General features: G+C 36.4%; 11 protein-coding genes and 2 pseudogenes. 6 read left to right on the forward strand and 7 right to left on the reverse strand.

Features of this window, described 5'->3' with window-relative positions; all coding sequences use genetic code 11:
• Positions 1 to 139: 139 nt before the first annotated feature.
• A complete protein-coding gene (locus FTV03_RS15075) occupies positions 140 to 358 on the forward strand; it encodes a hypothetical protein (RefSeq protein WP_000550047.1) in 219 nt (72 codons plus the stop codon).
• Between the two features lie 144 nt (positions 359 to 502).
• Here FTV03_RS15075 and FTV03_RS18230 read toward each other — a convergent pair whose 3' ends face one another.
• The 4 genes from FTV03_RS18230 to FTV03_RS15090 are packed head-to-tail and all read right to left on the reverse strand — an operon-like array spanning position 503 to position 6,651.
• A complete protein-coding gene (locus FTV03_RS18230; RefSeq protein ID WP_372551473.1) occupies positions 503 to 610 on the reverse strand; it encodes a hypothetical protein in 108 nt (35 codons plus the stop codon).
• Positions 611 to 670: 60 nt separating this feature from the next.
• Positions 671 to 3,871, reverse strand: coding sequence for a site-specific integrase (locus FTV03_RS15080; RefSeq protein WP_002046149.1), 3,201 nt, complete (start codon positions 3,869 to 3,871; stop codon positions 671 to 673).
• Positions 3,872 to 3,875: 4 nt separating this feature from the next.
• Entirely contained in the window at positions 3,876 to 6,215 is a 2,340-nt protein-coding gene (locus FTV03_RS15085) for a hypothetical protein (RefSeq protein WP_002046159.1), read from the reverse strand.
• Positions 6,202 to 6,651: a hypothetical protein gene (locus FTV03_RS15090; RefSeq protein WP_002046161.1), complete on the reverse strand. Its 450-nt coding sequence runs from the start codon at positions 6,649 to 6,651 to the stop codon at positions 6,202 to 6,204. Before FTV03_RS15090 ends, FTV03_RS15085 begins: the two co-directional genes overlap by 14 nt.
• Before the next feature lie 317 nt (positions 6,652 to 6,968).
• Between FTV03_RS15090 and FTV03_RS15095 the strand changes: the two genes are divergently transcribed.
• Positions 6,969 to 7,136 (forward strand): YhfG family protein, encoded by a 168-nt coding sequence (locus FTV03_RS15095; RefSeq protein WP_000946583.1) that lies wholly within the window; start codon positions 6,969 to 6,971, stop codon positions 7,134 to 7,136.
• A 12-nt stretch (positions 7,137 to 7,148) separates the two neighbouring features.
• A complete protein-coding gene (locus FTV03_RS15100; RefSeq protein ID WP_000362164.1) occupies positions 7,149 to 7,745 on the forward strand; it encodes a putative adenosine monophosphate-protein transferase Fic in 597 nt (198 codons plus the stop codon).
• 27 nt (positions 7,746 to 7,772) lie between these two features.
• Here the strand turns inward: FTV03_RS15100 and FTV03_RS18040 are convergent, their stop codons facing one another.
• Entirely contained in the window at positions 7,773 to 7,886 is a 114-nt protein-coding gene (locus FTV03_RS18040; protein ID WP_002046152.1) for an AlpA family phage regulatory protein, read from the reverse strand.
• 223 nt (positions 7,887 to 8,109) lie between these two features.
• On the opposite strand from FTV03_RS18040, the pseudogene FTV03_RS18235 reads away from it, so the two are divergent.
• From FTV03_RS18235 to FTV03_RS15115, 3 genes and pseudogenes are all read left to right on the forward strand, one after another.
• Positions 8,110 to 8,301 (forward strand): annotated as a pseudogene (locus tag FTV03_RS18235) (hypothetical protein); the annotation flags it as partial.
• A gap of 966 nt (positions 8,302 to 9,267) precedes the next feature.
• Entirely contained in the window at positions 9,268 to 9,573 is a 306-nt protein-coding gene (locus FTV03_RS15110) for a helix-turn-helix domain-containing protein (RefSeq protein ID WP_000366814.1), read from the forward strand.
• On the forward strand, positions 9,573 to 10,838 hold the full coding sequence (locus FTV03_RS15115; protein ID WP_000934716.1) for a type II toxin-antitoxin system HipA family toxin: 1,266 nt from the start codon (positions 9,573 to 9,575) through the stop codon (positions 10,836 to 10,838). Before FTV03_RS15110 ends, FTV03_RS15115 begins: the two co-directional genes overlap by 1 nt.
• A 606-nt stretch (positions 10,839 to 11,444) precedes the next feature.
• Here the strand turns inward: FTV03_RS15115 and FTV03_RS15120 are convergent.
• Positions 11,445 to 13,043, reverse strand: coding sequence for an alkaline phosphatase (locus FTV03_RS15120; RefSeq protein WP_000964377.1), 1,599 nt, complete (start codon positions 13,041 to 13,043; stop codon positions 11,445 to 11,447).
• Positions 13,044 to 13,206: 163 nt separating this feature from the next.
• Positions 13,207 to 13,317, reverse strand: a pseudogene (locus tag FTV03_RS15125) (IS5/IS1182 family transposase); the annotation flags it as partial.
• Between the last annotated feature and the right edge of the window lie 386 nt (positions 13,318 to 13,703).

The raw sequence follows: 13,703 nt of genomic DNA on the forward strand, positions 1-13,703 counted from the left end.
GCAAGAACGGACTGACCGCTACAAGTCGGAACTGACCGACTCAGGCTCTAGTTACACGCTTGGCAACAAGACATTAACAGAGTGCGAATTAGTCCTTGAGTATGTTTGAATACATTTTAAGGAACAGTAGGATAAAAACATGCACTTATTTAAATTAACTGACGAACAACTCGCACAAATTCTTATCCCGAAACGATTTGTACCACCTACTCCACCTGAACATGAAGGCAAGAATATGGTCTATGTATTTGATAGTGAGGATAAGTTTGAACTGACTTATGATGAGCTGGTGGAAATCATTAGCAAAGCTAGAATGGCTGGTCCGAAGTTGATACCTGTCTTAGGCACCGTGAATTAAATTGTGCAGTGTTCGCACGCCACTTGAAACATAACTTGATTGGAAATGAATTTGGGCTGAGAAAAATTCAGTTCAAATTTAACCTGACGGGCACACTAAAAAATGGGTAATTGTCAGATCGAGTTTGGACTACAACACTTTAGCTCATCGATTTACCATACCGCTAATCTTCACACCATTTTCGTAAATCCAGCGATCAAACTGTGATACTACATTCCGCTTATTAATCCAAGTCAGCATGGTGCTTTTCATAAAGGCAGTTTACTTATAAACAGGGAAATTTCTAAACAATTCCCCTTTAACATGCTTAGGCTATTTGATCCAGAGTTCATCTTTTTGCATCATTTTTAACATTAAATTAAATATAACCAGCGGAGTAACATTTTTTTTGTTAGAGCCGACAACTCTTTGAAAACTAAATTTAACGGTTCGCTCAGGAGCATCCAAATTAACTGGGTAGTTTTGTTTTTCTAAATACAGATGATCTCCTAACATTGGCTCTATACCAGTAATAAAATTAACAATTTGTTGCTCATCACCTTTCATTCGGCATTGAAAATGTAGAAAATTCTTACGCAGTTTTCCAAATAATAATAATATTTTAAGCGCCTTAACCATGTTCTTTTCTTTCAGTGCATCTTGCTGCCTATCATCTTTATAATGAAAATCAAGGAGAGGAATTATTTCATCTGGACGAGTCAGTTTTTTAGCCTTTTCGTAAAGTTCATCAAACCAACTCTCTTCTAAATTCTTACTATAAACATAATTCGTTTTTAAATTAAATTTTTGGCGATCCATCCATTTAGTGCTCATCCATTGACATCGTTGCATCCATTCTTGAGCTTGGGTATCTTCGCTTAATCGACCTTCTCTAAAACTTATCAAACGTTGAAAAGGTGTCAGAGTACTCTTCTCTATACTAAACTTCTTTTCTTGTCGGCCAGCCATCGTAACTGGCTGTGTTTGCTGATAAGAATTAAACCATTTCTGCTGCTGAGTATAACGATTTAGGTTTATGTAGTCTGTACTTGACTTCACTGGACTAAAACACTGTTCTAATACTTTTTTTGAAATGATACACGGCGAATTATAAATTCGATCGACTGCTAATAAATCCAAAACATGAAGGTAATTTGAAGCCGTTTGCTCAATACTGCTATGCCCCATCCAAGAGGCGAGCACCTGCCATTTATGTTGAATAATCTCTTCTTGAGCACGTGCTTTCATACCAAACAATAAATCCCTCATCTTTTTTGCTTTTACCCAAGGACAATCTGTGTAGGTCTTGATCATTTCTTTTGAACCGAGCAAAGTTATTGCTAGATAGTTAGCAGCACTGTGGCGTAATGTATGAAAACTAAAGCCATGATGCATACCTAATATTTGACTAAACAAATCTACTGTAATTTTGCTGATACATTGATCAGTTAATACACGATGATTCACACTAAAAAGTAGATCATCCTGCTGATTAACCAAATATTGCTCATAACGATGTTGTATGTAACGTTGTACTACTAAAAACTCATGTTCTGACAATGCAATTTTCAATGGTATTTGACGATTCGCACTTCGCGTTTTCAGACGGCGATATGAATTGTCTTGGATATGAAGCGTGATATTATTAAAAACTGTATTTTCTTTTTCTTTATAAAGTAGCTCTGGGCAAATAATATCTTGTATTTTAAGACAACGAACTTCATTTAATCGAAGTCCAGTTCTATAACTTAGTAAATACATCAGCTTTAAACAACTCAGATGATCGACCCACTCTGATGCCGTTGGCTCTTGACTTAAATTTTCTAGTTTTTCCAATAATTTGCCAAATAGCAAAGGACTCACTAGCCGTGCATTGCAAATTTGTAAATGCTTAAAACTTGAATTCTGTAACACCAATACCCCTGGAGCATCATAATTCTCTATACAGAATTGATGAAAATCTTTTAGGCGACCAAAACGGTATTCTGCGCTTTGGTGCATCTTACGAGAGGTTTTTCCTTTCACCGAATCTCGTTGAACTGCTTTTTCATCACGTTCACTGCTGTATTTCAATAGCTGCCGATATAAATCCTCATAGTCATCTATGGATTGTTGCTTTAAATCTAATTTATTGAGCCAAATCTCAAATATAAATTCTTTGCCAAACGATCCTAAGTAGCTTTCAATAGTTGATAATTGAAGCCCTCGTTTTTTTAAATGCATTAACCAGTGAATTAAGCGTAGTTGAGCATCAATTAAAGACTTTTCCTCCGTATTAGCATCAACTATCTTCTCCTCTAACACCCTTCTAGTTTCTTGCCAAAAACGTAGCGTGCGTTCTTCTTTATTCCTCTTTTTATCTAAACGCTCAACTTTTTGACCTTTACGTTTCTTTTGACCAAACAACATCAACTCATACGGAATCGTTTGTAATTTGCTTTGAACAGTCGGAACTTCAGGAAGTAACTGCTCTTGTTCAAAATGAATAGGGCGATTATCTGGTTCTGTGACTTGATTGTAATCATTATTCCACAGCAATCTAAATTCGGATGGCCTTAAAGCAACAGTATTAATCTCTTGCTGAAGCACATTACTCAAAAATATATCTATGCTGAGGTTTGGATTAAATTCGAGTACCATTTGCACATCATTAAATGCACGAAATCCACGGCGTTTAATTTGATATTGCAGATCCCCAAGACTTTTTTTCCTGCCTATCTTACTCAAGCTTTCTAAAATACAATCTTCAACTGAATGTTGCAGACAAAATTCTTTCTGAGTAGCTTTCAACTTTTTTAAATATTGCAAAATGAACTGCGCATATGGGTTAAAAAAAACATGTTTCCATTGGTACAACTTTCCCTGTTCTACATCGTTGCCATATTGAGAGTTTTCAACACGATAATGTAGTAACAATGGATTAGTGATTTTTTTGTAGTCCGAATGGTATAACCGAAAACAATTCAGATCTGTACCAAGCTCAATGGCCTCCTGCAATTGCTTCTGAATAGCAATCAAATGCTGTTCATCTGCACAGCCTGAAATATATATAAAACTTAAGCATAAATTTCCCCATAAGTACTTTGGTTCATTCCAATATTCAAATGAATCTTGCCAATACTGCCTTAATTCCTTAAGTACATGGATATGTAGATGCCCCTGTTCTAACCGTGACTCTGTACTCTCAATTTTTCTAGGCAGTACGATCCGTTTAGTATGTGGATTTAGCTTAATTCTGTATGATTTTTTATCTACATTCTGGTTGAATTGCTTCCTTCTTTTATTAAATTCATCTTCAGTAAATTGCATCAGTTTTGATTGTTCGTCTCGGCTCAACTTTTGACTCAAACAATCAACACTATCTTTAATGTCATGCCATTTTTCAGCGATCTGCTGATCAAGTTTTTGCTGCATTTCTTTCGTCAATACTTCAGGTGGAGAAGGCTGTCTATCTAGCGACTTTTTCACCATTTTATGAATATCAACAAATAGATCATCTAGTTGTGGTTTTATTAGTTCTTTGATTTTTTGCATACAACTATTTTCGCTCTAAGTGTTTAATCGATAAAGATTTGACATTATCTTGCAATTGCTGGCGGGCTTGCTGTACATAGACATTCGGGATAAGTGAAGAATGCGGATGAAAAGCCTCTCGGTCACGTTGGTCATGACCATACAGGGCCTGAATTAAGTGAAAAGCTAATGCTGGTTTACCCTCTTGCTGCTCATGCATCAAAAAGTTCATGTCAAAATGACGTAACCAATTCGAATACATATTCTTTGGAAAGACTCCTTGCATATATGAATTCACCCATTTTCTCGATAAAGGGATTAACTTAATTTTCCTGCTCTGCCATTCTTTGACAGTTATCGGCAAGATATCTTTACTAAAAATGACCTTACCAAAAAGATCATTTACAGTTATCTTCTTCTTTGCAAAGACTTGTCTAAAAAATGAACCGTACGCTTCAATAATTTGTTCTAAAAAGGCAGTGTAATTTTGCAGTGTTTTTATGAAAAAATCAGATAAAGGGATAAAACGACCATCTTTTCTTGCTTTACTATTTTTTTTATCATTCACATATAAAAGCTTGAGCTCAACACAATAATCATCCAAATTCCCCAACAGGTTTTTTTTAGGCCGACTTGCCAAACTCAACAAACTGATATGCCACATCCAACACGCATATGCATTAAGTTGATTAATAATGTGCTTATCTTCTTGGATGTTTTCGTGACAATGTCTATGTAAAATATGGAATTGCTCTTTCACAAAATTGGGTTCAAGTGCCAGTTGGCTCCCTATCCTTCCTATAGATAATGCAGATTGCACTTTGAATTGTTGTTGCAATATTTTTAGTTCAGCCGTGTCTTCAGTAAAATGTGTGGAATGTGGTGTAAGTGCTTTTTCTAAAAAGGCTAGATATGTGCTACTGAGTTGAGTTTTCGGTAGCCCGCCATAATAGATACCAGGCATGTGATGCTGACTATCCCGCCCAGCAATTACATGAGCAAGATATTCATTATATGTTTCATAATATATATGAAAATATAATTGAGCCTGCAGTTTTTCTACAGTGATCGAACCTACAAACCGATTATCAAGCCAATTCTTAAGTTTCGTATTAATGTGTGTTGATGAAATTAGTGGATTCGATGCTTGTTCTATATAGTCAAACCAAGCAGAAGGTAAATGTAGTTGATGTGTCATCACTTCATTCCACCGCACATGATTTAAGCTCTTAATCTTCTGCTCTGTAATTTTAAGATTTAATTTGAGTAAATATTCGCGACGTCTACTTGAACCATTCTGGATCAAAATTCCATCTTGAATAAGCTCGTTAAAATCCATCAGTGCGACGGGTGATAATCCCGTCAAAAGTGACAATAAACATGCTGCAGCGATTGCAGCATCCCTCCAGTGCCCGGATAACTCGGTTCTCAACACATAAACAATTTGCTTCAGTATATCTGGCGCCAAATAATGTGGATTTGTAACAAAAGGAGCATGACGGCGCTGGCGATGCCGCATTAGATGCGTCGCATTATCGCTGAGTATATAATTTAAATTTTTAGACTTTTCATCTTCTGAATAAAACTCCATTTCAGGATCTAATAGATCAACTTCACCCTCTTCATCTTTGTGAAGAGCGGCATCATAAATACTAATCTTTGCGTTATGTCCAATATCTACTTGCTTACCCGTTTTAATTTCACGAAATTTTTTGAGTTCATTTTTCGTCGGCCATTGCAAAACTTTGCTTTTTTTTGACTTACGCTGACGATGAACTACACGACGATCATCTAGTCTTTTAAAAATTATTAATAGAGCCGATAAATACTCTATGACTTGTACTTGTTTGAAATCTTTAATATTAAAAAGTTGATTACGATCCTCTTTTTTCAAATTACGTTCGTACGTGACATAACAATTTAGCAGCTTACTACATTCATGAAATAATTCAGCATGATTAGAATCCAGCACATATCGTGAGACATAGCGTAATAGGTCACAAACATGTTTTTGCTTATTCTCAGCTTTATCAATTTTTGCAAATTCTTGATACTGCCGATATGTTAAAAAACTCGCTTGTAGAATCAAATAACGTTGCGATGACAGCTCTTGTGTATTACTAGAATCTGGACATGCAAAAAAACTCACAGCAGCTAAAAAAGAATACTTACCGATCTGTCTGGAGCCTGATATATAGCTATAAATTTGTTGTGCTAATTTGTATAGAGCGTAGACATCTTTATACAAATCATCTGATAGATCGACAAATTGTGTATTTACAATATCATCACGTAATAGACAATAATCTTGTTGATATTTTTCTGCTAAATCTAAGAATTGCTCTTGTGTTTCAATGTTTGGCATATTCATTTTCGCTTAATATTTTTATCACGTTGCATTGTTTAAATTCATTGTGATCAGAACGATTTGGTAAAAGTTGATCCTTTATTGAATTCTTTGTTAGCTTAAAAAATCTTGCAAAAAATTTAGCATCCAGTTCTTTCTGAGCTTTTCTTTCAAAGCACAAGTGTTGTTGTGATTTTTCGATAAAATCATCAAGATTATGTATCAACTGTAAGATTGCAACATAATTAGAATGCACACGTAAGCCTGGCTCCGTTTGCATCAATAGCAAGATTTTTTGCCAAATTTTCACATAGATTATTTTGAACTTTGCTTGTACTACTACTTTCTGACTCTGTTTAATCTTTTTGATTTTCAGTAGTTCTGAGTTAATTTTTACTATCTCAAGTTGAACATTTTTTCGGTCAAAGCAAAAGGGCATGATAAATTGCCCCATAAAAATTTCTATATTTTTTACCAAATAGTCAAATCTTAACATTTTTATCGATTTAAAAAATGAGCATATCTTTGTATATGAAACTTCATTTAATTTATCAACTAAATTTTCTCAAAATTACAATTCTCAACAAATACATACGGTTTGCTTATCTATGACGGTCTAAATTTTAAGAATTCTTCCACTTTTTTTTAGTTTTCTGTTATTACATGAAACAATACCGTTGTATTACATTTTAGAAATGCTGTGTATGCAGCATTGATCAAAAAGATTCTCTGCTATACTTACTTCACGTGTAGCATCAATGGAGTTTCGAAATGCTCAGAACCACTGAACAGAAAAGAAAATATATTCAAGCGACACGTTCGCAAAACTATCAAGCCAGCCTAAAGCTTGAAGGCATTACAACGACAGCTCAAACAACTCAACAAAGTAAAGCTGAAATCTTGCAAAAATATAAGAAGTATTCGCAACCCGAATCTTAGTCAGGTGCATGTATGGATAAATATGGGGAAATGGGTGACAGCCTGTATTGTTACCCTGGCACAAATATCCTAAAGAATAAACTCAATATTCGTGATGAACAAATTTTAGAACAAGCTGAACTGGAACTGTCTGGATTAGCAAGTAGTCTCATTGAATATGCTGAACCACCCTACGACTTAAAATACTTAAAATCAATTCATGTACAGCTTTTTGGCGACTTATACGACTGGGCAGGAAAATTAAGACAAATCGATATTTCCAAAGGTGATACCCGTTTTTGTAATTTTTCCCGTATTGAAATTGAAACCAATAAATTACTTAGGCCACTTCAAGAAAAAAAATACTTTCAAGGCTTAGCACCACAAAAACTAATCCCTCAACTTGCCGACTTGTATTGTGAGCTTAATGTCATACACCCATTCCGTGAAGGTAATGGACGTACACAACGGATTTTCTTTGAGCATCTGATTGCTCATTGTGGTTATGGTATTGATTGGTCTCGCATTGACTCTCAACAACAATGGATTCAAGCAAATATTGAAGGTTTTTATGGTAATTTAAATCCATTAATTCAGATTTTTGAAATATGCTTTATTCAAAATACCTAAAATTTAAGTAGTCAGAGCCTACAATCCTTAATTAGCCATCATCTTTGCTTCAATCCACTGATTAATTTCCCAAATAAACCAACAAACACGATTCTTAGAAATCTTAATACTCTTCGGGTAATTTAGGATCGTAATATTCAAATTACTTATCTAGAATTGAATAGATCGTTAACTTAGATAGACTTTTAAGCAATATAACTTGCCGCATGTTTATCAACATATGTCTCAAAAAAGTCTGCCCACACATAGATTTATGGCGTTTAGTGCTTAAATTTCAGATTAATCTTCGTCTGATGACTGGAATGGATATTACAGATTACATGCAGGTGAATTGCTTAGTAGCTGTATCATCGCTTTTGTGTAATCCAATACATTTGATCAGAATGTTCTCTTTTTCAATAAAGCAGCCTCTTCTGCTTTTCCTGAACCAACGAACTATGTCATTGATTTGAGTCAACCGACAACAGTGATGCTGAATCAAATCCCCAAAGAAGGGATTAAATGCAAGATGTGGTAAAAAAAAATAGGGGATGGAAGTTATTATCCGTCTAATTGAAACCAGCCCATGAGTCGAGATCAGTTGAGTAAGAATCATTTTAAGTGAATAAGAGAAGGATGGCTCACCTCACTTCTCCGAATAACAACGCTATGCTTTTCAACCAAGGTAGAAATTGGCAACTACATTTCATTCTTCATCATGCTGATCTTATGGCATGTAGACAATTACTACATCATTTGCATTCAATGCTCAATACAGCCTGTCAGCAGAACCGCAGCGATACTTTTTTTCGTGCATACATGTAGTGTTTAAATCCATTCATTTTTCAATGATCCTCTGCCGTTTATCACATTTATGGTCGATCTTTAACCTTGTGAAAAATGCACATACCGATCCCTTCAAACTGTCAAATTTATGTATGCATGACATTTAAAGAAAATTATCTGATCAATTTTTTTAGGTAAAATTCATCAAGAAAAAGTTATTATTATTCATAACATCACCAATAACCACATAAAAACAATAATTTAATAAATTATTCTTCCAATTTTTTTATATTTAGTGTTATTACCTCTAAATCCATGTTTACCACCTTCTATTACATAAGTAATTTAGAAGTATCCACGATATAAATTGCTTGCCCTCACACCTCTCCCCTCTCACGCCCAAAAAATTTATACTGAAAGGCAGATTAAGCCCGTTCGAGTTACATATAGCCGCATGCTATATTGAAAGCATTAAGAAAATATCCTCAATATTTATAGGATTTTTAAAGTATGAACTAATTTTCGAAGAACCCTTTCTAAGTAATGTGACCTATTAGGAAAAATGAAAATACTGAAATCTCCGTATCAACAATCAGTCAAAGTACATCCTGATGATTTTCTGTAACCGATACCCAAGGACTATACCTACCCTTCTGATGTGCTGTGCAACAAAGCCCTCCTTAGCCACACTATAGCTATAGATTAATTCCATTATTTTGTGATTTAATTAAATTATTCATTCTTAAGACCCAATTTAATGGATTTATATTTCACTAAACCAGAAGAAGTTGTGACTCTTTTAGGTGAGCGTTTACGTAAGCAACGACTCTTTCTGGAGATGTCTCAAGCTGAGGTAGCAGCACGCGCTGGTGTCGGCGTGAATACAGTTTCGAATCTTGAAGCGGGACGAAATGTATCTGTTGAAAATTTAGTCCGTATTGCAATGGTCTTGGGTCGATTAAACGAACTTCAGGAACTATTTAAACCTCAGCTTAACAGTGTGAATGACATTCTTCGCTATGAGAGTCAAAGTAAGCGCCACCGTATTAAGAGGAAGGGATAATGCTCAATAGACTTAATGTTTATTACAACGGTTGGGACGAATCATGGTTATGGGGAACGCTGATTAGTTCAACAGCCACGACAGGTAGACCCACCATTGCTTTTGAATATAGTCCAGAAGCAATACAGCAAGGTGTTGAGCTCTCTTCTTACTTGCTGCCTTTAAAAGGTCTACCATTCAGACAAGGTTTTCCTACTCATCAAATGGGACTCCCAGGTCCAGTCTATGACGCTTTACCAGATGGTTGGGGCATGATGTTGATGGATCGATATTTCAAAAAAATTGGCTTAAATTCAGCACGAATTGGACCTTTGGAGCGTCTGACCTATATTAGTAGTCACGCAATGGGTGCCCTCTCCTTTGAACCTTGTGTTGCTGACATGCAAACCTCAGAAAATATCCCTTTACAACAACTGGCCCAGGAAGTTCAAGAAGTACTCAAAGGTGAAGGTGGTGAATTTCTACAGCATTTATTGGTCATGGGTGGCTCCCCTCAAGGTGCCAGACCAAAAGCGTTGGTTTACCGAGATCCTGTCAATTTAGAGTTTTCGACTCAAGATTCTGATCAACATGAAGCCTGGCTGATTAAGTTTCCTGCTCAGCAAGAGCATCCTGAAGTCTGCGCCATTGAAGCCGTCTATGCAGAATGTTTGCGACTTTGTGCAATTGAGACTCCAGATACCCATTTCTTTAATTTGCCCAATGGTTTAACGGCTTTTGCTTCTAAACGATTCGATCGTCAAAATGGTATGCGGATTCCAATGCAGAGTTTGGCTGCATATACAGGAGCAGACTATAAAGTTCCAGGTAGCCTAGACTATCGCAATTTTCTCCGGGCAACCTTGATGTGTACGCAAGATGTACGAGAAAGATTGCATGCTTTTAAACGTGCTGTGTTTAATGTGCTTTTCAATAATCGGGATGACCATACTAAGAACTTTTCATTTCTCATGGAGAAAAATGGTCAATGGAAATTGGCTCCAGCCTATGATGTGACCTTCTGCGAGGGTCCAGGTGGTTATCATCAAATGGACATTATGGGAGAAGCGCTCAATATTTCCCGAAGTGACATACATAAACTCGGTACTTCAGAAGCTAATCTGACTACTCTAGAAGTCGATGAGATCATCTTGACCATGCGTGAAATTGCACTTCAATTTAGTCAAATTGCGCAGCGCCTGTATCCCCATCAAATTCGAGAATCTACCCTACAGATGATTCAATCACGGATTCAACAGAATATTGATTTTTTAACTGAAACCTAAGCGTAAATATAAACTAAGCGCCAACCATCAACTGCAAATAGACTTTGATATAGTTAGTCGCTACATAATCTGTAGAACCTGTGAATTAGCTCTCTTTATAATCACGAATATTAGATGGATCACCGCCAAGATATATTCTGCAAACGTGAAATCACTACATCCAGATCGAAAATCACTAAGAAAAAACTGTCACCAAAAAAAGGTCTGCACTATGGATAGATGCAGACCAAACTCTGGATAACTACCAGCACGAGAAATATGTCGCAATTTTGCATAGACATGAATTTGATAAAATCAGCCCAGAAAGCCAGAAATTCATAAAAACTATTTCATCAATCCCCTATAACTTAATCACGTTCATGGTCGATCTTAAATCTTGTGAAAAGTACTCATGCTGACCTAGCCAAACTGTAAAACTCATGTATTTATAGCCTTTAAATGAATCTTTCAATCGGTATATTTAAGGTAAAAACTAGTAATCAGAAGTTATTATCACCCCCATATAAAACAAGGATCAACTTAAAAACAATAACTTAGTAAATTATTCTTTCATTTTTTTTATATTTAGTGTTATTTTAATGTACTATTCATTGGATATCCCTCTACTTATAAGCCTGTGATCTTGCGAATCAGATGGTTCACTTTAACATTCTCTAAGCTGCCCGAGAATTGCTCTGCTCCCTGCCCTATGGCTTCCAAGAAAACATCAGCCCCGCCATGTGTTTCTTTATCTTTAAAACCTGTCTGAATCACGGCTTCTTGCTGGAAATCATCCGCAGCAGCTCCCGTACACCAACCAGTTTCACTCAAAGGATAAGTAAAACTATATTTCTCACCTTGTTTAGGTTGTGGACCCTGTACTGGATGACAGATATCACTGTCTTTCAAATTGATTACTAGGTCATCCATCCGATTTTGTGTCGGACGCTTTTTGCCCGTACCAAAACCAATAATCGGATAAGGTTGTCCATGAATATCTTTGGCAAAACCCGCACGATCATAGTTTTTAACCAAACCTAGTACACTGGTTTCCTGACCTTGTACATATTTTCCAGTACGCTTGGCATAGCCATTTAAAATTAGAGTGTGATCATGATCTGCAGTTATCACAATCAAGGTATTTTTTAATTCAGGGTCACTTTGTCGAAGTTTTTTAATGGTTGCATCCAAAGCCTCGTTTAGGGCAATTGTATCCTGTAATGCACGCTTAGCATTGGTGTCATGTAAAGCATGGTCTATACGTCCCCCTTCAACCATCAGGAAAAAACCATTTTTATTTTGGGTTAGAATGTCCAAAGCGGCCAACGTCATTTGCTTTAAGCTAGGTTCAGGCAAGTTTTTTTTGGTTCGATCTAAGTCATAATTTAAATGGCTAGTATTAAACAAACCCAATAATTTTTCATTCTTTCCTAACTTCATCTGGGAGAGTTGAGTTTGATCATAGACCACTCGATAGCCTGCTTGTTGCATTTCTGCGATCAAATTCCGTTGGTCTATCCGTTCTCCCCCTTGATCTTTCGGCAGAAATTGACGCTTACCCCCGCCTAGAATCACATCAACCCCATCTTTTAATTTGACGTTATAACGCTGATAGGTATCACCTTGCGAACTTGGTACTAATTGGGATGCTATGTCATTTTCAGCATCACGATGACAAATATGGGCATAAGTCGATGCTGGTGTAGCATGCGTAATGCGAGTTGTTGTGACTACCCCTGTACCCCAACCTCGTGCTTTGGCCAATTCAAGTAAAGTTTGAGTGTCTTGCTTATTCTGGTTCTGAGGATTGGTTCCACATTGATGATTTCCGGCCTGATTTGGTTCTACTGCAATTGTTCCAGTCTGCATGGATATCACTTCATTTTTCATTTTTACACCTGTCATATAGGCACCCATCGATGGTGCGCTATCTGTAACCTGTGCATCTTCTGAGAAAGTACGAACAAATGCTGACTCTGGCAGTTGATCTATCGGCAGTTGGCCATCTTCACCAACAGCATAAATTCGTGCAGCTGTCAGTGTCGTGATACCCATTCCATCTCCCAAGAAAAAAACCACACGGTGGGGCTGTTTTAGTGGTTGTACTGAAGCAGAAGATGATTGAACTAAAGCAGGACTTTGGCAGCCCGTCAAAATAACTGTGCCCAAACTACAGCATGCCAAACTTATTGATTTTTTATTAAATTTTTTCTTATGCCAAAGCATTGCATCGCCTCATCTTAGGATGGTCGAAAAATACGCTTTAAATATTCAATTTACATGACAAATTTATGAAAATATTATTATGACTAATTAGGGTCTGTTGACATTTACTGTGGCTTTGTTGCACAAAGATTTTAAAAGTAGAACTCCCCTAAGCTTCTCAAACTTAAGTGACAACTTGGGTGTGAGGTCTGCCTAAATCCGTAAATTTATTTAATACTGTCACACGAGCATGAATCTCATTCACTTGGCTCTGAAAGTTTCTCGCACTGAGTTTATATGCGGACCAATTCGTTGTACGGTAGATTTTAGTTGCTGGCTTCTTCATTCGGAAATTATATTGCTGAATCAGACCTTACAAACAGCTTTGTGCAACAAAGCCGTCTTTAAGTACTTTTTTTAAAGGAAAAATCATCGACTTAAATCTATATTTCCAACAGTGCCACTTTTATCGCTTTAGCACCTCAACTTATTTAAGTGGCGTAACTTACATAACTTATGCATCCCATTTAAGTGACCTCAGTTATAGTATTCCGTGTCAGGAATTTGTCCACTTATTCCAATGATGATGAGAACTGCAGCATTGACTTAGATCGCCAGTGCTCAGTACTGGCCATCATGTAGCTTTTATCGCTTTAGCGCCTTAACTTATTTAAGTGGCGT

Source organism: Acinetobacter sp. YH12218 (assembly GCF_013417925.1).
GTDB classification, from domain to species: Bacteria; Pseudomonadota; Gammaproteobacteria; order Pseudomonadales; family Moraxellaceae; genus Acinetobacter; species Acinetobacter amyesii.